The 23,645-nt window shown below is 47.2% G+C and carries 23 protein-coding genes; 14 read left to right on the top strand and 9 right to left on the bottom strand.

What is annotated here, in order from left to right:
• Positions 1 to 39: 39 nt before the first annotated feature.
• From OL444_RS25125 to OL444_RS25075, 11 genes are all read left to right on the top strand, one after another.
• On the top strand, positions 40 to 282 hold the full coding sequence (locus tag OL444_RS25125) for a hypothetical protein (protein ID WP_264729007.1): 243 nt from the start codon (positions 40 to 42) through the stop codon (positions 280 to 282).
• A 53-nt stretch (positions 283 to 335) separates the two neighbouring features.
• Complete coding sequence (locus OL444_RS25120; RefSeq protein ID WP_264729009.1) at positions 336 to 1,685, top strand: SWIM zinc finger family protein; 1,350 nt, start codon at positions 336 to 338, stop codon at positions 1,683 to 1,685.
• A gap of 26 nt (positions 1,686 to 1,711) precedes the next feature.
• Positions 1,712 to 4,561, top strand: a complete 2,850-nt coding sequence (locus OL444_RS25115; protein WP_264729011.1) for a DUF6493 family protein — start codon at positions 1,712 to 1,714, stop codon at positions 4,559 to 4,561.
• Between the two features lie 264 nt (positions 4,562 to 4,825).
• A complete protein-coding gene (locus OL444_RS25110) occupies positions 4,826 to 5,956 on the top strand; it encodes an NAD(P)/FAD-dependent oxidoreductase (protein WP_264729013.1) in 1,131 nt (376 codons plus the stop codon).
• A complete protein-coding gene (locus OL444_RS25105; protein WP_264729014.1) occupies positions 5,956 to 6,669 on the top strand; it encodes a methyltransferase domain-containing protein in 714 nt (237 codons plus the stop codon). Before OL444_RS25110 ends, OL444_RS25105 begins: the two co-directional genes overlap by 1 nt.
• Positions 6,666 to 7,718 (top strand): type III polyketide synthase, encoded by a 1,053-nt coding sequence (locus tag OL444_RS25100; RefSeq protein ID WP_264729016.1) that lies wholly within the window; start codon positions 6,666 to 6,668, stop codon positions 7,716 to 7,718. The genes OL444_RS25105 and OL444_RS25100 overlap by 4 nt, the downstream gene beginning before the upstream one ends.
• The gene (locus tag OL444_RS25095) at positions 7,712 to 8,509 is read left to right on the top strand and encodes an SDR family oxidoreductase (protein ID WP_264729018.1); all 798 of its coding nucleotides are present in this window, start codon (positions 7,712 to 7,714) and stop codon (positions 8,507 to 8,509) included. The genes OL444_RS25100 and OL444_RS25095 overlap by 7 nt, the downstream gene beginning before the upstream one ends.
• 2 nt (positions 8,510 to 8,511) lie before the next feature.
• The gene (locus OL444_RS25090; protein ID WP_264729020.1) at positions 8,512 to 8,958 is read left to right on the top strand and encodes a 3-hydroxyacyl-ACP dehydratase FabZ family protein; all 447 of its coding nucleotides are present in this window, start codon (positions 8,512 to 8,514) and stop codon (positions 8,956 to 8,958) included.
• Positions 8,951 to 10,222 carry a beta-ketoacyl-[acyl-carrier-protein] synthase family protein gene (locus OL444_RS25085; RefSeq protein ID WP_264729022.1) on the top strand — a complete coding sequence of 424 codons (1,272 nt, stop codon included), beginning with the start codon at positions 8,951 to 8,953 and terminating at the stop codon, positions 10,220 to 10,222. The genes OL444_RS25090 and OL444_RS25085 overlap by 8 nt, the downstream gene beginning before the upstream one ends.
• A gap of 47 nt (positions 10,223 to 10,269) precedes the next feature.
• Positions 10,270 to 10,533, top strand: a complete 264-nt coding sequence (locus tag OL444_RS25080; protein WP_264729024.1) for an acyl carrier protein — start codon at positions 10,270 to 10,272, stop codon at positions 10,531 to 10,533.
• A complete protein-coding gene (locus tag OL444_RS25075; protein WP_264729027.1) occupies positions 10,520 to 11,080 on the top strand; it encodes a 4'-phosphopantetheinyl transferase family protein in 561 nt (186 codons plus the stop codon). The genes OL444_RS25080 and OL444_RS25075 overlap by 14 nt, the downstream gene beginning before the upstream one ends.
• On the opposite strand, the gene OL444_RS25070 is transcribed toward OL444_RS25075, so the two are convergent.
• The 3 genes from OL444_RS25070 to OL444_RS25060 all read right to left on the bottom strand — a co-directional run bounded on the left by OL444_RS25070 (position 11,063) and on the right by OL444_RS25060 (position 13,334).
• Complete coding sequence (locus tag OL444_RS25070) at positions 11,063 to 12,358, bottom strand: sensor histidine kinase (RefSeq protein ID WP_264729029.1); 1,296 nt, start codon at positions 12,356 to 12,358, stop codon at positions 11,063 to 11,065. The two genes, OL444_RS25075 and OL444_RS25070, sit on opposite strands and share 18 nt — an antisense overlap.
• 79 nt (positions 12,359 to 12,437) lie before the next feature.
• Complete coding sequence (locus OL444_RS25065; protein WP_264729031.1) at positions 12,438 to 12,677, bottom strand: hypothetical protein; 240 nt, start codon at positions 12,675 to 12,677, stop codon at positions 12,438 to 12,440.
• A 42-nt stretch (positions 12,678 to 12,719) separates the two neighbouring features.
• Positions 12,720 to 13,334: a class I SAM-dependent methyltransferase gene (locus OL444_RS25060; protein ID WP_264729034.1), complete on the bottom strand. Its 615-nt coding sequence runs from the start codon at positions 13,332 to 13,334 to the stop codon at positions 12,720 to 12,722.
• 428 nt (positions 13,335 to 13,762) lie between these two features.
• Between OL444_RS25060 and OL444_RS25055 the strand changes: the two genes are divergently transcribed.
• Entirely contained in the window at positions 13,763 to 14,431 is a 669-nt protein-coding gene (locus OL444_RS25055; protein ID WP_264729036.1) for a DUF4253 domain-containing protein, read from the top strand.
• Positions 14,432 to 14,437: 6 nt separating this feature from the next.
• Here OL444_RS25055 and OL444_RS25050 read toward each other — a convergent pair whose 3' ends face one another.
• From OL444_RS25050 to OL444_RS25035, 4 genes are all read right to left on the bottom strand, one after another.
• Positions 14,438 to 15,205 (bottom strand): metallophosphoesterase family protein, encoded by a 768-nt coding sequence (locus OL444_RS25050; RefSeq protein ID WP_264729038.1) that lies wholly within the window; start codon positions 15,203 to 15,205, stop codon positions 14,438 to 14,440.
• A 113-nt stretch (positions 15,206 to 15,318) separates the two neighbouring features.
• Positions 15,319 to 15,855: a YceI family protein gene (locus OL444_RS25045; protein ID WP_264729039.1), complete on the bottom strand. Its 537-nt coding sequence runs from the start codon at positions 15,853 to 15,855 to the stop codon at positions 15,319 to 15,321.
• 113 nt (positions 15,856 to 15,968) lie between these two features.
• Complete coding sequence (locus OL444_RS25040; protein WP_264729041.1) at positions 15,969 to 16,883, bottom strand: SAM hydrolase/SAM-dependent halogenase family protein; 915 nt, start codon at positions 16,881 to 16,883, stop codon at positions 15,969 to 15,971.
• A gap of 40 nt (positions 16,884 to 16,923) precedes the next feature.
• Positions 16,924 to 17,472, bottom strand: coding sequence for a suppressor of fused domain protein (locus OL444_RS25035; RefSeq protein ID WP_264729043.1), 549 nt, complete (start codon positions 17,470 to 17,472; stop codon positions 16,924 to 16,926).
• Positions 17,473 to 17,940: 468 nt separating this feature from the next.
• Between OL444_RS25035 and OL444_RS25030 the strand changes: the two genes are divergently transcribed.
• Positions 17,941 to 18,888, top strand: a complete 948-nt coding sequence (locus OL444_RS25030; protein WP_264729046.1) for a terpene synthase family protein — start codon at positions 17,941 to 17,943, stop codon at positions 18,886 to 18,888.
• Here OL444_RS25030 and OL444_RS25025 read toward each other — a convergent pair.
• Positions 18,873 to 20,627 carry an ATP-binding response regulator gene (locus tag OL444_RS25025; protein ID WP_264729049.1) on the bottom strand — a complete coding sequence of 585 codons (1,755 nt, stop codon included), beginning with the start codon at positions 20,625 to 20,627 and terminating at the stop codon, positions 18,873 to 18,875. The two genes, OL444_RS25030 and OL444_RS25025, sit on opposite strands and share 16 nt — an antisense overlap.
• Positions 20,628 to 21,360: 733 nt before the next feature.
• On the opposite strand from OL444_RS25025, the gene OL444_RS25020 reads away from it, so the two are divergent.
• Positions 21,361 to 22,116 carry a GNAT family N-acetyltransferase gene (locus OL444_RS25020; protein ID WP_264729052.1) on the top strand — a complete coding sequence of 252 codons (756 nt, stop codon included), beginning with the start codon at positions 21,361 to 21,363 and terminating at the stop codon, positions 22,114 to 22,116.
• Between the two features lie 63 nt (positions 22,117 to 22,179).
• Here OL444_RS25020 and OL444_RS25015 read toward each other — a convergent pair whose 3' ends face one another.
• A complete protein-coding gene (locus OL444_RS25015) occupies positions 22,180 to 23,622 on the bottom strand; it encodes a SusD/RagB family nutrient-binding outer membrane lipoprotein (RefSeq protein ID WP_264729055.1) in 1,443 nt (480 codons plus the stop codon).
• Between the last annotated feature and the right edge of the window lie 23 nt (positions 23,623 to 23,645).

Genomic DNA, 23,645 nt, shown 5'->3' with positions numbered 1-23,645 from the left:
AGAACCAACAGGTAAAATGTAATCTTAATTTGCTCCGTTATGCTCACCACTGTTTCGCTGATTAATATGGAGTCCTTTACAATCGGTACGATAGCAACGCTTCGATTTCCAATAGGGAACGTGCCTCGTGTAGGCGATATTGTACAGTTACCAACCGGTGTGTATCGGATTACTGGGGTCGTTTTTTCTGTGAACACCGCTGTTGGTTTTGCACGACTGGCAGATAATATATTTGATTGCCGGATAGCAGGCATCGCGGAAGATCCGCCCCAGCCGGTGTAAAATATTTCAGCAGCTCTGGGCAAAGTTGTATTTTTAAATCTTACAACACAGGCATGTCTGAAATCATCACGTACAGTTACCGGCAATCATCTTCCCTGCATCATACCGCGCAGACGCCACAATTATTGTTATCTGCCTACAGTGAAGTAGAGAAATCGCAATTATCCTGTTTCTTTCAGGGGGTGATCCGCGAGTCTTATATGTTATCGAGATGCCTGTTGGTGTTGTCGAATGTGGTAAAATCCAGTTTTAATCTTTCCCCTTTTCAGCTGGCATTGTTGAAAGATCCGATTGTAACGGCCGGCAATCAGCAGCTGCGTTTTGAAGGTTTTTCCCATTGTGCGGGTGTGTATGCCCGGGTAGATGTGATGCCGGGCGCGCTGGATGGCGTATTCCCGGCCAGTGGTACCGTGAATGTGGATTTTAACCAGCCTATGCTGAATGCATTGGCGGCAGTAGGAAGAAATGATGCGTTGTTGTTGTCGGTAGGAGAGAAGGAGATCGCCGTGCAGACATCACCGGCAGAAAATATTATAGAACGGAAAGTACCGCTGCCGGTAAAATGGATCAAGGGCCTGACCAGCGTACAGTTGTTGCTGGCAGCCGCCGGAGAGGTGCATACCTTTAATAAAATGCAAGCCCTGCAATTGTTTCAAAGTATTCCGAATGGTCAGCCCAAGGCAGATTATTACCTGGTAACACGGGGTAACAAACCCTTGTTTTCACCGGTGAATACCAGCAAAGGGATTTGTATCGGTGGTATTCACAGATTGAAATTACTGGAACCTTTATTGCCATTGGCAGATCAGCTACGGGTATTTGCGGATCCCGATATGCAGGCGACTACCTGGCAGTTGTATTTCGGGCAGGTACGTTTTAGTTTATCATTGTCCAGAGAATGCTGGCGTGGCTTTTCGGGAGAAGGTGCGGCGCTGGAATCTTTGCTGGCTGATATTCCGGATAGTTTGCTGGCCGCCATGGATAAATACAGTTATGCCAACCAGGCGTTTAATACCACCTTGCTGGCGGTAACAGAAAACATGAGTTTCAAACAGGCGGATAGCCTGACCGGCAGAATGGCTGCTATGGGATTGTTGGGATATGATCCCGATGCCCGTCATTATTTCTACCGGCGCCTGCCCTATAAGCCCAGCCGCATCTTACAGCTGAATCCGCGGATGAAAGAAGCGGAACAGTTGCTGGCAGAAGATAAAGTAATGCTATTGTCTACAGCAGATGAAAAAATAGAAGCCCGCGTAGCAGGCAGTCAGGTATGGCATACCGTGGTGATAGACCAGGGGAAAGCCCGTTGTACCTGCACCTGGTTTGCCAAACACCAGGGAGAACGCGGCGCCTGTAAACATATACTGGCCGTAAAGAAAAAAAGCGATAGCCGTTTTTAATTACCTACCATTGAACCTTTAGAGACATGACCGTACAGGAAAACCTGCAGACCAGGATTGCCAACGAAACAGCGGAGGACCTGATTCCTTTTCTGCAACAACTGGATAGTAATGATAAAAAAGCGCTGATACCTGTTATTAAGCAACTCAACAGCCATTATACCGAATTTGTAGAGCTGGAAAAGAACCGGTACGGCATGCGGGGAACGGCAACACAGCAGCGCATATTGGGTATCGTATCTTTTGTTTGTCTGGATAAAAAAGATTTTGAAAAAACATGGTATGCCAACAGTATCCTGAAAAAGGAAACATTGGAACTCCTCCTGCCGTGGTACCAGCCCGCGTGGCTGGGTGACCTGATATTATCGTATGAAGACCGGGAATTTGTTCCTTTTGATTATCAGTTGCTGATGTGGCTGGCGGCTCAGGGACTGGCAGTGCCGTCTCCGCTTTTGGTGGCGCGTTTACTGCCTTATGCCATCTATAAGTCTGAACAAAGAGCAACGGGGCAAAAATTATACGGGCCAGAAAATTTATTCGTATACCCGGAAACGTTAGCCACCCATGTCTGGTATTTGTTTGAATATCCCTCTGATATTAACTGGGTAAATGGTGGTGGGGATACAGGTGATAAAACACCATGGCAGCTATTTTTTGCAGCAAACACCGCTAATGGAAAGCTGGACCGGGAGCGGGTATTACAGGCCTGTTTACAGGCCACTACCCGGAATTTCAATAAGGTATTATCGGGGTGGTTTGTAGACCTGTTTACGATAATGGCGCCAGATGAAAAAGAGTTGTTGTTACTCCGGCAATCTTTGTTGCTGTCGCTGGGTTCACCGCATAGTAAAGTAGTCAATGCCGCACTGGCAGCGATTAAACATATCTGGTCTGCCAGCGGGTTTGACCGGGATGCCTTACTGGATCATCTGCCGCCGGTGATGACCTCCGATACAAAGTCGGTTGTTATGGCTGGTATTGCCCTCATAGAAAAATTATGTCCATCCTATCCGGACCTCCGGCTGAAGGCTGTATTGCTGTTATGTCAGGCATTGCTTAGTAAACAGGAAGCGGTGCAGGTAAAAGCAGCGAAGCTGATCGCACAGTATGGCGTCATAACAGATGCTGTGTTGAAAGCACAGCTGGAGCAGTTGCAGGACATGCTGCTGGTGAATACCCGAAAGGCATTGGCTGATTTTGCCCTGCCGGCGCCCATCGCAGCAGCGGAGGATATCACGCCGGAACAAGCCATCATCGCCTTAACAGGTGCACATAATATTATTGAACCGGTGACCACTACGGCAGAACTGATTTTTCTGGCCAGTCAGGCATTTGAAAATAATGCGGCGCATCATTTTGATCTGCTGCCGGCTACGCTGGTTACTTTGCAGTCACAAATAGACGTACCTGTTTTACAGGCGCTGGAACCAGCCTTTCAACGCGCCTTTGTTATTTATAACCGCCTGCCCGGTAATGCCGGATTCCTGGATCAGTTGCTGGCATTATTCTTCCTGCATTATGGCCGGTTAATGGCCACCCGTTTCCCGGAATATGGCGCCTATCTGCTACGGCAAAAAGGCAAGCACTGGTGGCCGCAGACAGTAGTCTTACCGCCGTTGGCAGAATGGGGGCCGGCGCACAGCGATGGACACATTTTTATGCCGGCCAGACAACTACTCGTTAATGCGTTACAAAAAATAACAGCCGGCGATACTTTGCCGCTGTTGTCCACACCTACACATACACCTGCCTGGATAGATCCGCTGGTGCTGGTACAGCGGCTGCAACAATACCAACAACAGCCGCACACACCTGCTGATATGGATTTTCAGGTGGCTATTACCCGTTGTGCGCTGCAGGATACGGCAGCAGCATGGGCATTGGCCGTGAAAGAACTGACCGGTGAATACCGGCAGCTCATGCGGTTTTTACTGGATACCTCCGCCATGCCGGAGCCGCCGTTTACCCAGCCACAGTACTGGATGCAGGCGGGTATTACCAAAACCCCGCAGGCGACCTATCCGGCGTTTGCTGCTTTTTCCTATAATGAGTTTCCAGCCGTTTACCTGCACGGACAATTTGAATGGACGGCTATGATGGAAAAATACCTGGCATATGGGACTTATGACCGGGAAAAAGGAGAATACGAACGATACGAAGCAGAGTGGCCCGCATTACGTATAGCCTTGCCCGAAAATACTACTGCGGAGGTATTGCTGTCATCGCCGGCGCCATTGCTGCAGGCGTACCTGGGTATTGTGCCTCCCTATCTGAGTGTGACGGCAAATGACCTGCAACGGTTGCTATTGTTGACACCCGGGCATCCGGATGTGCTGCTGGCAAGAATTATACATCATGATATGAGCAGTTCATCCTTCGCGGAAGTAACGGAAATCAGTCATGTAACCGCTATCATTCGTACTTTATTGGAACTGATGGTACCGTTGAGTGCCGTGGGGCATTTGTTTGTAGCTTCCTGTATGTTCCATGCCGATAAAACCATTCGGGCCTATGCTGCAGAACTATGGATCAGCGGCGTGATGACCGGTTATATCGACAGCCGGGAAATTGGCCGTATCACGGGATTGGAAGAACGGATAGAGTGGGCGCCGCTCAAGCGTTTTACAGACCTGATAGCAGGCAGTATGATCAAGATCAGTGCCTTGCACAACCGCGAACTGGAAATATTACTAACAACCTGTCTGGAACAACTGCCGGATAAACCGATCAAAGACCTGAAAAAACTGCTGGAACTATATCACGAAGTATTGTCGGTAAACGGGCAACCTGTCAGCAGCAATATTGTACAGGAAAAGCTGCAGCAGTGGCAGCAGACAGCGGGTTTGAAAAAGACGATAAAAGATTTATTGCCATAAACATAAAAAAGGAGCAGTCTTAACTGCTCCTTTTTTATGTTAAAAAAATATAGGCAAATGTTAATAAACTATCGTTCTGGTTAAACAGAATGGTCGAACTTTATACCCCATCAGGAGATAGTATTCACAACGATATATACAAATCACTATCTCTTTCCTCATCTTCCTCAATCTGTTACCTGCTTTTATCGGGTCAACCTTGTTCAGGTCCACTACATTTTTGCTATATTACAGAGAACTGTTTATCAGAACCACTCTTATGGCATGGGATCAAGAGATGTAATCATTATCGGCGGCGGGCTGGCTGGCCTTACCGCTGCTATTCATTTGTCAGGGGCAGGTTTACGCGTGGCTATCATCGAAAAAAACACCTATCCGCAGCATAAAGTATGCGGGGAATATATCAGTAATGAAGTATTGCCGTATCTGCAATGGCTGGGTGCTGACCCGGTTGCATTACAGCCATCCCATATTAACCGGTTGCTGTTGTCTGATCAGTCGGGCAATACTGTGGAAGGTGCGCTGGAGCAGGGCGGCTTTGGGGTAAGCCGTTACCGGCTGGATCAGTTCCTGATGGAAAAGGCCCTGGTAGGGGGAGCCGAACTGCTGACAGATACGGTGACCAACGTCCGGTTTGAAGCAGGACAGTTTTTTGTAGATACTGTGCAGCATGGCATATTAACCGCGCCATTCGTACTGGGTGCCTATGGGAAACGATCGGCATTGGACCAGAAATTATCCAGACCGTTTATGGCCGGTAAATCAGCCTGGCTGGCTGTAAAAGGGCATTACCAGGGCGATTTCCCGGATCATCTGGTGGCGCTGCACAATTTCGCCGGTGGTTATTGCGGTGTATCGAAAATCGAAAATGACATCATTAATGTCTGTTACCTGGTGCACTATGACACTTTCAAGCGGTATAAAAATATTGCCGCTCATCAGGAAGCCGTACTATATAAAAATATTCACCTGAAAACATTACTGACGCGTTGTACGCCGTTGTTTGATCGACCGATGTCGATCAGCCAGGTGTCGTTTGCTGCCAAGGAAAGCGTGACGGCTCATATGCTGATGACAGGCGATACTGCAGGATTGATACATCCTTTCTGCGGTAATGGTATGGCGATGGCGATACATAGTGCGGGTATAGCAGCAACCCTCCTTTTGCAATACTTTGATGGCGCTATTGCCGGCAGGGCCCTGCTGGAAGAAAAATATACGCAAGCATGGCAGGAATTATTTGCCCAACGGATGCAGACAGGCCGCATCCTGTCCCGCGTATTCCGGAGCAGTATCCTGTCGGCCGGCATGCTCAAAGGATTGCTGTGGTTTCCCGGTATATTGCCGGCCATTATTAAACGTACACATGGTAAGCCACTTAATGTAAATGTCTGATGTGGAAGGATACAAAAAACAGAAGTACTGCCACCGAAATCATGGACGACTTCCAGATGGAAGGAACGGAGTTATATAAGACGTTGGAAAAAATAGCGATGATTAATCGTACCCTTGGCGGGAATAAAATCACGCTGGAGGGAGTAGCTATATTGCTGAAACAATTACCACCGGCACAACCGGTAACGCTTGTAGATGCAGGATGTGGTAACGGCGATCTGTTACGGGAATTGTGGCGGTATGGCCGGCAGCATAACCGGCAGCTGCAGCTGATTGGCATCGATGCCAATGCTTTTACCGTGCAGCATGCCGCGGAACTATCCGCTGCTTATCCGGGCATTCAGTATCACTGTATGGATATCACTGATCCGGCATTTGCCACCTGGCAGTATGATATCATATTGTGTACGCTGACGCTGCATCATTTCAGCAACGAAGCGATCGCACAGTTGTTGCGGATTTTTCGGGAACGTGCGGCCGTGGGCATCGTGATCAATGACCTGCATCGCAGTAAAGTCGCCTATTATCTTTTTCAGCTGATGGGATATGTTGTGCGGCTGAATCCTATGTCGCGGCAGGATGGAGCCGTGTCTATTCTGCGGGGATTCAAAAAAAAGGAGTTAATACGTTTTTCACAGGCGTTGAATATTGTTCACTATTCCCTGCAATGGAGATGGGCTTTCCGTTACCAATGGGTAATTTCAAATGTATGAGTGTTAGAATTCAGGCAGTATCCAAAGCTTTACCTGCGTATTCCAGATCAACCGATGAAATGCTGCCTTATCTGGATGTATGGTTATCCGGACAGGAAGAACGCTTTGTCAGAAAGGTAAAAAAGATTTTTGAGCAGGCGGCGGTAGACAGGCGTTATGCTATTATGGGGCCGGAAGAAGTTTTTATGGCTACTTCTTTTGAAGAGAAAAATGAGTTGTATATAAGAGAAGCGATCAGGCTCGGCAAAGTAAGTCTGCAAAGCGCTTTGGATAAAGCCGGTATCACCGGTCAGGAACTGGATTATATCATCACTGTTAGTTGTACCGGCATCATGATTCCTTCGCTGGATGCGTACCTGATCAACGAACTGCAATTGCGGCAGGATATTGTGCGGTTGCCGGTTACCGAAATGGGATGTGCAGCCGGTGTATCCGGACTCATTTATGCAAAAAAATTCCTAGCCGCCAACAAGGGAAAACGGGCAGCGGTGATAGCGGTGGAATCGCCTATGGCTACCTTTCAGCAACACGACTATTCCATGGCTAATATTGTGAGTGCTGCCATTTTCGGAGATGGTGCTGCGGCCGTGATATTGTCTTCACATGAAGCAGATACCGGGCCGGAGATCATCGCAGAAGAGATGTATCACTTTTATGATGCCACGCATCTCATGGGATTTAAACTCACGAATCCCGGTTTACAGATGATACTGGATGTAACGGTACCGGAACAGATTGCGACGCACTTTTCGGATATCATCTATCCTTTTCTGGAAAAAAACGGACATTCCATCGAAGATATTCAGCACCTGATTTTTCACCCCGGTGGAAAAAAGATTATTCAGCTGGTAGAAACCTTGTTTGCCTCACAGGGAAAACAAATAGACGATACGAAGGAAGTATTGCGTTTATATGGTAATATGTCGAGTGCCACTATTTTTTATGTACTGGAGCGTTTTATGGACAAACAGATTCCTTCCGGAGAGAAAGGACTGATGTTGAGTTTTGGTCCTGGTTTTTCTGCACAGCGAATTTTATTGCAATGGTAAAAACATTTGAAGCACATCAATACTGGGCTGTCATCCTGGGTGGCAGCAGCGGATTGGGACTGGCTGCTGCCAGGAAGCTGGCGGCACAGGGTATGCATATCTGTATTGTGTACCGGAATAGCCGAACGGAAGAAGCAGAGATTGCCCGCGAATTTGAAGGCATCCGGGAGATGGGGGTACAACTGCTTACTTTTAATGCCGATGCCGGCCGTGAAGAAAAGCGGGCGGACCTGATCACAGCGCTGGCAGCAGCGCTGCAGGGAAAAGGAAAAGTACGTTGTTTACTGCACAGCATTGCCAAAGGGAATCTCAAGGCGATGGTACCCGATGAAGGCAATGCTTTGGCTACGGATGACTTCCGGATCACCTATGACCACATGGCCGTCAGTTTGTATAGCTGGACCAAAGACCTGTTGGCGCAGCAACTGTTTGCTGCAGATGCGCGGGTGCTGGCTTTCACCAGTGAAGGCAGCCACAGGGCCTGGAAACATTATGCCGCCGTATCGGCGGCTAAAGCAGCACTGGAAGCCATTGTACGCAGCATTGCTTTGGAAATGGCGCCCTTCGGTATCCGTGCAAACAGTATACAGGCGGGCATTACCGATACCCGGTCGTTGCGGATGATTCCCGGCAGCGAGCAATTGATAGCATACAGTAAAAGCAGGAATCCTTTTCAACGGCTAACGACGCCGGAAGATGTGGCCAATGTGGTATACCTCCTATGCAAAGACGAGGCTGCCTGGATCAATGGCGCGGTTATTCCGGCGGATGGAGGCACACATATCAGCTGATCATGGATACTACCGATATTATAGCACGTTTGCCATTTGCGGCTCCTTTTTTATTTGTGGATACACTGGAGCATATTGATGAGGAGAAAGTGATTGGCAGTTATACTTTTCGCGCCGACCTGGCATTTTATGCCGGCCATTTTAAACAATATCCGGTCACGCCGGGAGTATTGCTGACGGAGATGATGGCGCAGACAGGACTGGCTTGTCTGGCTATTTATCTGACCCGGCATGAGCCACCGGAGCGGGAAGCCACTTGTATGATGACTGCTGTGAACGTCGCTTTTTTGTTGCCGGTTTTTCCGGGTGAAAAAGTAACCGTGACGGCAGAAAAAATATACTTCCGTTTTGGTAAACTAAAGTGTAAGGTATCTCTCAGAAATGAGGCACACCAGGAAGTGTGTAATGGTACCATTGAAGGAATGTTAATCAACAGCGCACATGCATAACCGGGTTGTCATCACAGGACTGGGAGTAGTAGCTCCTAACGGCACAGGCGTACCTGCTTTCCGACAGGCCATTCAGCAGGGGGAGAGCGGTATCCGCTACGACCCGCGGCTGGAGGCCCTGCAGTTTTCCTGTTGTGTTGCCGGCGAACCGGTGATTCCGGAGACGTTGCTGCAACAGTATTTTGATCCGTTGGAATTGCGGGGATTGCAGTGCAGCAGTATTGTATACGGTGTTATCGCCGGTATGGAAGCCTGGTTGCATGCGGGGTTACCACTGACGGATACTGCTGATCCGGATTGGGAGAGCGGTGTTATTTTCGGTGCAGGTAGTTCCGGGGTAGATAAAATCCGCGACTCCATCTATAAAGTAGATGCCTTGCAGATACGTAAGCTGGGAAGTACTGTGGTGGTACAAACCATGACCAGTGGCGTGAGCGCCTTTCTGGGAGGAAAGCTGGGCCTGGGTAACCAGGTATCTACCAATTCGGCGGCCTGTACCACCGGGGTGGAAAGTATATTGATGGCGTACGACCGTATCCGTTATGGCCATGCCACGCGGATGCTGGCGGGTAGTACGGGAGAAAGTGGTCCTTATATCTGGGGCGGCTTTGATGCTATGAAGGTGACAACGTGGAAAGGGAACAGCCAGCCTGCGGCAGCTTCCAGGCCGATGAGCGCCAGTGCTGCAGGTATTGTACCTGGCAGCGGCGCGGGTGCTTTGGTGCTGGAATCGCTGGAAAGTGCGCTGGCCCGTGGTGCAACCATTTACGGCGAAATACTGGGTGGGCACCTGAATGGCGGCGGACAGCGGAACGGTGGCAGTATGACTGCGCCCAACAGTATGGCGGTACAGCGCTGTATTACCACTGCTTTGAATAATGCCGGCGTGACGCCGCAGGAAGTGGATGTAATCAACGGACACCTGACAGCTACCGGAAAGGATGCTGCAGAGATACACAACTGGTGTGTGGCACTGAACCGGTATGGACAAGATTTTCCGTATCTGAATGCCCTGAAAGGAATGACCGGTCATTGCCTGAGCGGATCCGGCGCTATTGAGCTGGTGTCGGCAGTACTGCAGCTGCACGAAGGTTTTTTATTTCCGAATATCAACTGTGAAGATCTGCATCCGGAAATAGCGGACCTGGTGGCCCGGGAAAAGATTCCGCAGCAATGGCGGCAACAAAACATCAATATCCTGATAAAGGCCAGCTTTGGTTTTGGTGATGTAAACGGCTGTGTGGTCTTGAAAAAATACGCATAAAGCCTTTTCTTTGTGCGCTTGCAACTTGTTTATGAAAAACTGTATATATGGATAATGCAACCCTGATCGCCCGGCTAAAAGAGATCGTAGCCCCGTATGCGAAGAATGAAGAAGCCTTGCAGCAGATCAATGCAACAACAGATTTTATCAATGACCTGAAAATTAACTCTGCCAACCTGGTGGATGTGATCCTGGATGTAGAAGAGAAATTTGACATTACCATCAGTAATGAAGAAATGGAAAAGATGCTGAATGTGCAGGCTGCGATGGATATTATCACGGCTAAATTAAATACGGGTGCTGGGGAATGATGTCATCGACCTGACAGTGGCCGGCCGGGAGAGTAACTGGCAACGGCCGGGGTATCTGTCTAAAATTTGTACACCGGCAGAACAAGCCCTGGTGGCTGTTGCGACGCAACCACATCAAATGGTCTGGTGGTTGTGGAGTTGTAAGGAAGCTGCTTATAAAATTGAACACAGGAACACCAGGGAAAGAAGATATACCCCGTTACGTTTTATATGCACGCTGCAGACAGCGAACGAAACCTGCATGACGGGCAGGGTTTCCTGCGGACAGCATGTGTACTATACCCATACGGTGATTACCGGTGATTGTCTGCATACCTGGGCGGTGGCACAACCATCGCTTTTTAAGCTGGTGGCGGGGATTACAGGCTTATCCGCTGCTGTCATATCCGCTGCATTGCGACCGGATGAGCAGTTACAAAAGGATGTGATGGGGGTACCCGTAGTGGCGCATCACCAAGATGGCCGGCAACCGGTTTCTATCAGTCATCATGGGAAATATACCGCCCTGGTGCGGGTGTTGCCCGGTATCTCAATTGGCCAGTGGTAGCGACAGGTAGAAGGAGCTGCCTTTCGGTTCGTTGTCTTCATGCCATATTCTTCCCTGTTGGGCATTGGTATATTCCTTACACAGGAAAAGCCCCAGTCCGATGCCTTTTTCATTTTCGGTACCAAAGGTGGAGCGTACTTTCAGGGAAAAAATATCGTCTTTACCGGCGGCTGTAATACCGGAACCGGAATCGCTCACTACAATCACACAATCATCTCCCGAAGGGAAAGACTGTACAGAAATATTACCGCCGGCAGGTGTAAACTTGGTAGCATTACCAATCAGATTGCGCACAATCAATTGCAACATATTGACGTCTGCCAGGGCGCTCATAGAGGTGTCTATGTTATGTTGTAACGAGATCCCTTTTTTGGAAGCTGCGGATCTGTTGAGTTGTATAATGGGCATGATAGCGTCTGAAACGTTGACGGGCGTGAGGTTTACGACCAGTCCATCCAGCTGGGTTTTAGACCACAGGAGGATGTTGGTGAGCATTTCCTGGGTGTTGTTTACCACATACAACAGTTCTGATTCGATCTGTGTTTTTTCTTTCTCTTCCAGCGGAATATCCTGGAGCAGCTGCAGATAACTTTGGATAGAAGCCAGCGGATTGCGGAGATCATGGGAGATGATAGAAAACAGTTTACTCTTTTCTGCATTCAGGATTTCCAGTACATTGGTTTTTTCTTCCCGCTTTTTCTTCTCCTCATAATAGGCCCGTTTCATATAGATGGCGCCGGCAAAAATGCCGGTGATGGTAAACAGGTAAGTGGAACCCATATCGATGTAGATGTCTTCCCTTTGCGGATATACATCCAGTACGCTTTGCGGAAAATAGAATTCTGTGGTAATCAGTCCGGCTACCAATAGCAGATTGAAGAGCAACCATCCGATGTGCTGGGCGCTGGGCGTGATCAGCATGATCAGGAAAAAACTGAACGTAAACGATAGGAGGGAAGCGCCCTGGATACCCGAACTGAAAAAGTAGTTGACGGCAAACATCACGTTGATCAGAATACTGCTGATCGTTATGCTGGCATTGAGTTTTTGTTTGTATCTGCTGAGGTAGTAAACGCCGGAAAGGAATAGGAAGATGAGTGCAAAAATATACGCGGAGATGGTGAGTCCTGTCAGATAATTGAAGGGAATGTTATAGCCAATAATCAGCAGGCCTAACAGATTTATTCCATTAAAGATACGGTGCTCGAGGGTAAATATCTGTGGATCTCCGATAAGGAAACTCAGCAGGCGTTTTAACGGATCAGACAGATTTTTCATATGAATTGGCAGCATTGCCGCAAAACTAATGAAAAATCTGCCTGTCGTTTGTCGTTATAGTTGGATGTTTTGTCCCTTTCTATGCTGAAGCGGGTTGCAGCATTGTTTTTTTGTTAAGGAACATTAAGGCATGTCTGTAGTTACGCCATTCGGTACTTTCGCAATCGAGCGGAGATACTTTTTCCAGATGTTGTTGTAAAGCAGTTACTGTTTGATTGGGCAGTGTACCGTTATTGGTATTGGCAACGACCTGTGTAATGATAGCCGCTACGTTGTCTGCGTCCTTTGCTGTTTTGAGCTGTTCGATAATCCGTAACATATATTCGTCTGTAGTTATGGTGTCCTATGTAATTGTTTGAGTTTATCTTTTAATCCACATTTTTAACTGATAATCATGAGAGGTGTCCACCACCTGAAAGCTGGGCGGGACCTCATTTTCAGAGCTATGGAAAGTCACCAGGCGGGTACCGCTTGGCCGGCTGTCCAGGGCTTTGAACAAATAACGGGAGTAATAAACGTACAGGCTGGATGAATATTCGATCTGGTGGTCAATTCTGTCGTTATTATCCAGGTTCTCAAAAAAGGAATTGTAAAAATAAAAATTATCGTATTCGCCTAAATCTATCTGTGTAAAGTTTCCATGTATGAAATCGGCGTTGTGAATGCCCATGGCATCGCGGGTGGTCAGGGCCAGTCTGTGCAGTTCTTTTCTTTGCTCTACCCCATAAAAGGTAGCATGCGGATAGTGTTGTGCAGCTACCAGGCAAAATTTGCCTACGCCGCTACCAATATCCAGCACCTTTTTACCAGGTACATTGGACAGAAAAGCGGCTGCCTTCCTGGTAACGCTCATGGGTGTCCAGTGTCGTCTTGATAACTGTTGAATCCTTTCCGGGTAATGCCAGTCAAAAGCGGCATCATTGATAAAGCGGGTGGGTTGCAATGCGTCTTTGTGGTGTACAAGTTTCGTCAGCATACTTAACGTAAAAATGTTTGATGTGTTTACGGAGACAGGAGATTTTTACATGCCTGGAAGCATACCTGTGCCGTTGATCCGTTTAGTGTGTTTGCTGAAGAAAGAAAGCCTGGATCGGAAATGAAGTTTTAGTTTCATCCTGCAAAGATAATCTTTCACAGGTTTAAAACCAGCCGAAAGTTAACAAATCATGAACATGCAGATAAAAAAAATAGATAAATGTTTATTTGTTTTAATGTATCTGGGTGCCTGGAATTGTTTACTGGTAGGGAATTGTGGCCGATTTACTACCCTTGGTATCGCAGGGTGATGTGGAGGGAATGCAGTCTGTAAAAATATGCGCCGGATCGGGAGCTGTTCCCCATAATTTTAGGTTAACTCCTTACATTTGCAGTGGCTGTGCCGGTTAATTATTAATCCTATATCAGATGAAAAAAGTATTTTCCCTCTTACCCCTGTTTTGTTTAATGACCGCGTGCTTTAACCATCAGGGAGATACAGCCCGTAAACCCGGTAAAAAAGATTATGCGCTGGCAGATTCCCTGCATTTTGACCATACGGTCATAGCTTCCCTTCGGGCCATTACAGCAGCTCCTTTCCAGCGAATGACCCTAACAGGGCATCGCAGCAACGCCGGCAGTCCGCCTCCAGCCGCACTGGAATTTGCCTACGATGAAGGCGATAATCCCCTGGAAATGGTAGATCAGTTGCTGGAAGATTTTAATCGTAAAGGCTATCATATTTTCCGGTCGGCCGAAAGTTTTGGCCCGGAACCGGATAAGATTGCCGTATTAAAATCAGCCGACCAATTTGATATCCTGCGTTACAAGGGTACCAACGGAAACAACTTTGGTATCTCCACAGATAGTCTGATCAAAAGATTACGGGAATGGGATACCCAATATCATTTTCAGATCATAGGGGCAGATCATGATTGGGTAGAATTGAAGTTTGGTACTGTACCACCGGATTTTACCGACCTGGCCCAGCAGGTGTATGATTTCTGTCCGGATATTGTGGATCAGGGCACGGAAACGGTACAAGCCCTGTCCGAAGAAATGCAGCGCACCCACACCCTGTACCTGTGGTGGGATTAAGATGCATCAATGCCTTTGCAGGAATGCCGCGTAGAAATCAGGGATCTTACTTTCCCGGATGCCCGTTGCTGTTACTTCCACGGCATAGGGAACTTTCCGGATAACGGGTATCATCACAGGCTTTTCTGCTACGGTATGGTCTATTTGCAGCAGCAGGTAAGTCGCCGCAGGATTATCTTCCTTGGAGCGCCCTACAGAGCCGGCATTGATAACCAGTTTCCGCGCGTATGCACCGTTCTTTTTGCCATGCAGCTCCCGGATGTAGGAGAGGTGGGTATGCCCGCCAATCAATACATCCGCCTGGTGTGCTTCCAGCATGTCCCACAAGACAGCGGGATCGTGATCTGCATAGATGTACTCATCTATGTTCCGGGGACTGGCATGTACCAGCAGTACCGACAGCGGTTTTTCCGGTGTCCCAAACTGCAGCCGGATATGGGCAGGCAGACTGGCCAGAAACTGTTTGTTTTCCTGGCTGATGGTGCTGCGGGTGATGGCGATTGCTTCCAGGCGGGCCGCCGTTTCTGCTGCGCTGTGTTTTTGCAGCGGCACCACAGGTATATCAAAGGCAATACGTTCGTCGTGGTTGCCCATGATTACGGGAATGCGCAAGGCCCTGATGCGGTTAATCACTTCATTGGGCCAGGGTGCAAAATCCACCAGGTCGCCCAGGCAATAAATCTGATCCGGTGCTATGGTGTCCAGGTCGGCCAGTACGGCTTCCAGCGCGGGCAGGTTGGCATGGATATCACTGATAACGGCTATGCTGAGCATACGGTATATACAATTGTGGTCATGAAATAGGTTGGCAGTGCAAGGTAAAAACGCTTGCGGGCCGGCCGTGGTATTATTCCCTGTTTGTGTGGTAGCACTTACCACCTGGCCTGTTAATGGGCCGTAACGGGCACAGTGACGGTCAGTTGCGTATAGTCGCTATCGTTGCCACTGGCACTGCTGAGACCAAAGTCGCTGCGGTTTACCTTAAATTGGCCGTTGAATACGCCACCGGCACCGTTTTTCAGGAAAGTGAAAGGAATGCTGATCGTTTTTTTAACCCCATGCATATCCAGTATTCCCTGCGCCACATACTGGTTGCCCGACCGGCTTACCGTAGTGGAAGTAAAACGGATCTCCGGATATTTTTCCGCATCAAACCATTTGGCGCTGCGGGCATGTTTATTTTTCAGCCAGTTGCCGGTATTGATGGAAGCTACATCGATGACCACATCGAATTTAGCTGCGGTGGGGTTTTGTTCGTCAAAAACCACCGTGCCTTTCAGCGTTTTAAAATAACCATCGGCATATTTACCGCTGAATTTCACCTGGTAATCGCTGCCGATACGCCACTGTTGTACGGTAATAACCGAGAAGGCAAAAACAACCAGCAGCAGGAGGGCTGCTACCGGGAACATCATTTTTTTCATCGTATAACAACTGATCAGTGAAAGTATAGCTGATTTCCGCCGGCAACACTTCCTGTGTGCCGTTACCTGCAAAATTACGGCAGTAGCTACGTATATCCCTGTTGGGGCATACTTTATTTTTTATGGGTGATGCTCACGGTTACACTCCATTCATGACCGCTGCCGATATGATAGGTGTCTGCAAAGCTGCCCAGGTTCAGGGCAAACGACAGTTCCATCAGGCTGTTCAGGTAACCCAGTGGTTTGCCTTTGGCCACGGCGCCGAAGGTCGCGCAGTAAGGCGCATCGCCTTTATACACCTGTTTGCCTTTGTGGTAAATGGTGAGGTGCAGGATATCGCCATAGGCAGGCTGTAGTTCCCGGAAGAGGTCTGCAGAGATGTTGGTCCAGATGTTTCCGTATTGCACATCCAGGATGGCAATGCTGCCTTTCAGGGTATTCCCCTCCTTTACTGCGGGCTGGTAGGGAATACTGACAACGTTGCGGGGCAGTTCCGGGCCTACCTGTTCAAAGGTGATGGTGCCGGCGGCCAGTCTGGCGGCTGTATAGGCATATACATCGCGGCCATGAAAGGTATACGACTGCTGACTGCCTTTTCTGCGGTTGGCGGCTTCGTCTATTTCCCGGATGGCGGCAATGCCCAGGGAGCGGGCTACGAGCGTAAGGGTACCGTTGTCGGGCGTTACGATGTAGTGACCGGAGTTGGTTTTTAATACCACCGATTTCCGGTCGGTGCCTACGCCGGGATCTACGACCGATACAATGACGGTGCCGGCCGGCCAGTAGGGAACGGTTTGTTCCAGGCGAAAGGCGGCTTCCCAGATGTTATAGGCCGGAATTTCATGCGTGAGGTCATAGAGTTTCAGGTCGCCGGAAACGCCTGTGGCTACGCCTTTCATAGCAGAAACGGCGCCGTCCTTTAATCCGAAATCCGATTGGAAAACCACTACCTTGTTTTGTGCGGCGACAGACAAGGTAGTCAGCAGGAAATATAAGCCGGCGAGGGTACGCAACAGAGATGTGTTCATAAGAGATGTCTTGTATGGGTCTGTGAATGAAATCAGGGTGTCAGGAGGTCAGACTGGTGCGGGCAGGATCTGCATAAGGCAATGACTGGTCTTCAAACAGCTGTTCCAGAGCTTCGTGGCCATGGGCTACTTTATAGTCTCTTTCCTGTTCTGTAATAGGAACGTACCAATAGCAGTATACCGTTTGTCCGTTTACGGCTACTTCCGCCAGTGGGCTGTCCAGCCAGGGATAGGAGATAAAGCCATGGTCGCATGATGATTGATCGAGCCAGGGGCGGCCAAGGTTTACGGTATGATACAGCAGCAAGGGGGCTTTGTTCCTGTGATAGGACGCACATACTGCCAGCAGCTCTGCGAGGCCTTCCTCTTCCCGGGGGGCATATACCACCAGTTCTGTTAAGTATGCCATATCTCCGGCAGACATCCCAACTGTACAATAGGTGTACAGGGATTGCCGGCTGTTGGGCGGAAATACGAGCAGGTAAAAATCCGGGTGTAGTTTTTCGAGCGGTCCTTTATCCCAGGTAATTTTTTTGCCGGGGATACCAAAATAGGCTTCATAATGCTGGTGCAACTGATCTGTATACATGATTTCAAAGCTAGGGATTAATAGCTAATCCGGAAAAAAACGGTGATGATTCCCGTATAGCGGCAAGTGGCTGCGGCCGGTTGGCGGTGTATTTGTCCATTTTTTTCGGGTAAATATTATTTATTTGAACGTCAATACTTTATGAAAAAAAATATTTGTCCAATTTAGCTTTAGTGCAATTAAGTATCATTCTAAAACCCCAACTTTGCATGAGTTAGAGTACTTTATTTAGATATAATATCTGCATATATAGATATTATCCGCATCTGAATGTATTGACATCGTGTACCATATCGATATTTAATTTGACCAACAACCAAAAGTAGAAAGAACCGGAAGGCTCTTTTAGAGATAGCAAAGTAGTAGCAGCGCATTTTGTAGTTCTTTGTCTGGTATGAATGGTATTTATTATCAGGCAATCCCCGGTTTGTAAATTATTTTTTTCAATAACCAATTAACTTTTCCCTTATGTCAAAAACAATGTGCTCACCTGTTGAATTCCCCGGTCCTCCGCGGATCAGTTCTTTTTCTGAAGATGTACAGCTGCAGTCTTTGCACTGGGCTGAAAGGTTCGATTTTACGTCGGCGATCAAGCCAATGAGTTGGTATGTTAAATCACAATTCGGGTTACAGGCAGCACGGGAATATCCCTATGCTTCTTTTAGTCAGTTATGTCTGGCAGGCGATTTACTGACCTGGTTATTTTCAGTGGATGATATGTGCGACCGGGCCTCCAGCAATAATATGGAAGCAGAACGGATGCGGGCTTTGCTGAATGGTTTTTTGGATATTCTGGAGAATGAGGGGACGCCGGAAGAGCATATTCTGAATAATGGTTTGATGGATATAAGGGATCGTTTTAAACGGATTAGTCCCCCGAATTTATACCGGCAGTTTTGTAAACACATGACTACTTACCTGCGGGAATGTTTTTTTGAGATTGATATGCAGTTGGATGATTATATGCCGACGATTGCAGAGTACTTTAAAGTGCGGCCGGAGACAGGCTTCTCCATTATGTTTCCGTTGGTGGCTATTTTTTCCGGGCTGAATCTGCCGGATGAAATCTATGAACACGATATCATTCAGCGAATAGAACTGGTATTGAATCTGATTGGTGGATTAGGGAATGACCTGCATTCTTTGAGAAGAGAAAAGAGCCTGGAAAAAGCCGGATTGAATCTGGTGTGTATAGCTCAGAAAGAGTTGAATATAACACAGGAAAAGGCGATTCAGTTTGTGATTGATCAGCACCAGGATCATATGCAGCAATTGGAGCAATACCGTAGTGCTATTCCTTATTGGAGTAAGGATATTAACAGGCAGGTGGAAGAATATGTATCAGGTGTATGTACGATTGTGAAAGGGTATGATGACTGGGCTATACTCGATACCGGTCGTTATGCCGATTTGTGAAACTGGGGTAACTGTTTGTATAGCTCGTTATATAATTCCTTGAAGTGAATGGGTTTGGTGAGAAATGCGTCTGCACCGGCACTGAGGATATTTTCACTGGCAGAATTAAAAGCATCTCCGGAAACGATAATGACCGGGATGTTTTTCAATTCCTGGGTTTCACGTATATGCCGCAGTAATTCTACGCCACCCATTTTCTCCATATGCATATCGGTAATAACGATATCTGGTTTTTCTGATTCTATAGAGGTGAGCCCACTTCTGCCATTGTTGCACAAGGTGGCGTTGATACCAAGGCGGGAAATCAATTTGGTGATCAATGCACCGCTGGCTTCATCATCTTCAATAATGACTGCCCTGGCGCCTGAGAAGGAATTGTTTTTCAGATCCAGGTTACTAACGGCAGCGGGTGTGGAGTACTGTGCTATTTCATAAGGAATATTGAAGGTAAATACTGTGTAGTTGTTGTCTGATTCGATGCTGATATCTCCGCCCAGCAGTTCTATCAGGTGTTTGGTAATCTGCAGGCCCAATCCGGTGTTTTCAGCATATTGATTGCGTTCTGTAAAAAAAGGTTCGAATATTTTTGCAATTTTTTCTTTGTTGATGCAGCCCTGGTTACTGACCTGGAACAGGAAATCTTTATTGTTGCACGATGCTTTTACTTCAATTAAACTATCCGGGAGCGAAAACTTGGCGGCATTGGATAACAGGTTATTGATGATTTTGATGAGGATGATTTTATCGGTATGTATCAACGTCGGTAATTGCCTGGCTGGTGTATAGGAAATCCGGATACCTCTTGCATTGGCGATGTAGTGATTCATCATGACACAATGTTCTATACAGTCGTTCAGCCGAAAAGATTCTTTGATGATTTCATTGAATTTACCCGCCTCTATCCGCGACATGTCCAGTACGTTATTGATAATATTCCGCGCTGTATAACAGGCGGCGTACAGGTTGTCTATTTCCTTCATTTCATCGGTGTTGAATTTGTCTTTATCCAGCTGCAGCAGCTGAATGATACCGAAGATATTATTGAGCGGAGTTCTTAGCTCGTGGTAGGTTTCCCGCAGAAAAGTGCTTTTGGCGATGGACGCATTTTTTAGTTTTATTTCAGAAGATAATAAACTATTGATTTGCGTCATGTAGGAAGCGAGGATTAATACAATCAGTACGAAGAAGGCGCCGGAAGTAATAAAGCGCATAGCAGAAATAATGCCGTTGCTGAAACTGAGGGGGGCAATAAACCGGTAATAGGTATTGATCTGGACGACGACCATTAAGGTTACGACGGTAACGAGACTGACGATTAATACTTTCCTTTCTTTATAAAGAAACAGCGAACCGGTTAAATGAAAAATAATGAGAAACAGAAATGCCAGCAACAGATCCATCGATACACCTGTTCCCAGTATCAGACTCCAGTAGGCCGCAAACATACCGTTGGCAATCAGCATCAGCAGATTTGCCTGAAAGAATTTTTTCCATTGATTGAGGGCTATGACTATCGCAAATCCTGTTACTTCTACCACAATGCCACCCGCTATCCACCACGATTGTTTTAACGTATAGAAATAGGTACCAATGGAGAGCACTAAGACGCTAAGCGTAAGTGCGAGTAAGTTAACAACGATGATAGGATATTTGGATTCGGGTTTTTCCAGGTGTTGGGTACCGGCCATCAGGGGGAAGAATAGCATTGACTTTAGCGGATTTCGATGTTCTATAGCCATGGTGGGTAGTTTTGAGGTGATAAAGAATATGTGCCGAGGGATTTCAAATAGCGCTGATAGTAATACGGGCATACAGGCCCCGATAGCGTTTCATAGCATTAATTATTATTGAGGGTCATAATTTTGGTTTTTCTACATTACTACAAAATTCTTATACGTACTAATTACAAGAAGGGGTATTTACATTGCCAAAATACTATCAGCAAGTTTCAAAAAATTATGATAAGAATTGTTAATCGAATGTTAACTGCCTGCCTTTACAATAATAACATTTTTTCTATTAAAAAAATAAAATGTTAGCAAAATTACAACCACTGACTGCATAATGGCGTGGGTATGTCTCTCCTGAAAAAGAAAAACAGACGATCGTATAAATAATTAAAATATAATTATTTACATAGTTATTTTATATATGTTGTTTAAAGGATATGGGTAGTCCGTTTTAGCTGATCTGTTTGTTATTCCCGGAATGATAGCAACTTGCATATTGATATCTTTTCGATTGCATTTGATTAACATTTATCAACTGCTAAAGGGAAATACCATTTTTGCAGCGGCACATCAGACAAATAGATGGTGTCACTGCTATTTTATGGCAGGTGTGATGTCACGTATACCATACAGCTATATGAACTGAACAACCGACTGTACTTCTGGGTGCAGTCAGTACCTGATACACAGCGTATTGCAGACGAACATAACTTTTAGTACATTTGGTAACGCACTGTTTGTTATGGACATCACCATTACCCCGGCTACCCTGGATCACATTCAAGATTTTCGTGTATTATTTCTGCAGGAAAATAATTTTCAGTTTGTAGGTAATAAATGCCATGAATATGGCTGGGCTGATAGCTATCTCTTTACTGTAGATGGAGAGAAGGCCGGCTATGGCGCCGTGTGGGGCTCTACCCGCCGGGAAGAAAGAGATGCCATTTTTGAATTCTATGTACTGCGGCCTTTCCGGGAGTGGACCAGCCTCATTTTTACTGCCTTCCAAGCGCAGTGTGGCGCAACTTTTATAGAATGCCAGAGTAACGATCAGTTGTTGTCGGCCATGTTGTACGAACATGCCCGCAATATCCGGGCAGAAGCCGTGTTGTTTGAAGATACGGTTACCACTCATCTGAGTATACCGGAGGTGGTATTCCGCCGCCGGTTGCCGGAAGATAACCTGGGCGGAGATGCGGGCGACTATGTACTGGAATCACATGATCGCATTGTGGCTACCGGAGGATTGATGCTCAACTACAACCTGCCGTATGCAGATGTATATATGGAAGTGGATACCGCTTTCCGGGAAAAAGGATTCGGGAGTTTACTGGTACAGGAAATAAAAAAAGAGGCCTATCAGATAGGGCGGGTACCTGCTGCCCGTTGTAACATTAATAACAAAGCTTCGAAGGCTACCTTGCTGAAAGCAGGCTTCAACATCTGCGGCTTTCTGCTACTGGGCGACCTGCATAAAGAGATACTGCCGGATACGTAAAACGGCCGCCTCAGCAAGATGCTAAGACAGCCGTTGTTGTGTTGTTGTTGTTTTAGTGTTAGTCTATTTCTTTTCCCACCACACTTTGGTGTTGATATCGTCGCCACCCATGGCAGCTACCGCACTTTTGTAGTTGTCGGGGTTTGTAATTTGTACGGTTGCCGGATATTTAAAACGCACAGGCATTACTTTTCCATTCAGCATACCATCACCCTTCGGTAATACCGGTAATCCGGTACGACGGTATTCAAACCACTGCTGGTAATCGGTAAAGAACAAGGCGCAGTATTTCTGCAACATGATGCGGTCCAGGGTACCATCATAGGCCGCTGCCGTATTGGTGAAATAATCATCCGGCATGGTAGCGCCCCACTGTTCGATAGCGGCTTTTACGCCTTTCTCGTAATGTGTTTTGGCATCTTCTGCAATAATACCTTTCTGTGCCAGTTCTGCTTTGATCAGTTCCACTTCCGCGTAGGACATCATTACTCCATTCAGTGGTGCAGTTGCGAGGGCAACCAGCATATTGGATGGGTTGTATTTGAACTGACCGGCATCACCACTGTAACCACTGGGAATACCCTTAAAGCCGAGGTCTGTTTTACCATCCAGGCTTTGGGCTCTAGACAGCATTTTTTCACGGCGGGGATCATTGAAATCGTTCAGGGTGTTTACGAAAAACTCGCCGGCGCAACGGGTGGTGGTAAAGTCCACCGCACGGCCCCAGGGCGACAGGTTAGGAGCTGCGCCGGTAAAACGCAGCAGGGCAGCCTGGCTGTTATCGTTAAATACCGGGTATTTGGCAGGATTGGCAATGATGGCCGCCATCTGCTCACCTGCTTTGGTTTCGGTACGGTTAGAGATACGCAGCAGTAAACGTAAGCGCAGGGAATTACCAAAACGTTTCCAGTTTTCTATTTTGTTCTGGTACAGCAGGTCTACGTTTTCTTCCATTTTTTCGTTGACATCAAACAGGTTGTTGGCGGTTTCCAGATACGACAACAGCTGCGGATAAATATCCTGCTGTCTGTCGAATTTAGGTCGCATGATGCCTTCTTCCGCACGGTTAGCTTCCGACATCGGGATATCGCCGAAACAATCGGTCAGGTTGGCGAAATTCCAGGCTTTCAGTACCAGTCCGATGGCCTTATAGTTCTTCTTGCCGGTTTTTTCGGCAATCTGAATCATGTCGTTGATGTTGGTCATCCAGCTATAGTAAGTATTCCAGGAACCATTACCGGAGGCGTCGGATACCACATAGCGGTGGATCCCACCGGAGTTGCTGGGCCACGGCAGTCTTACCTGCATGATATCGAAGGTAAAATCGTCGCTGCGTTTGGTGTTGTAACTGGTGAGCTGATAGAGGATCGGATTCAGTAAGGCACCAGCAGTTACATCTTTCGGATTATTCGGATCGGTGTTGACAGATTCAAAGTTCTTGGTACAGCTGCTCAACAGACTGCCGGCAAGTGCACTCAGGAAAAAATATTTTTTTATACGGATCATGATCATTGTTGTTTAACGGATGA

This window comes from Chitinophaga nivalis (assembly GCF_025989125.1).
In the GTDB taxonomy this organism is placed as follows: domain Bacteria; phylum Bacteroidota; class Bacteroidia; order Chitinophagales; family Chitinophagaceae; genus Chitinophaga; species Chitinophaga nivalis.
This window is presented reverse-complemented; position numbering and strand designations above follow the sequence as displayed.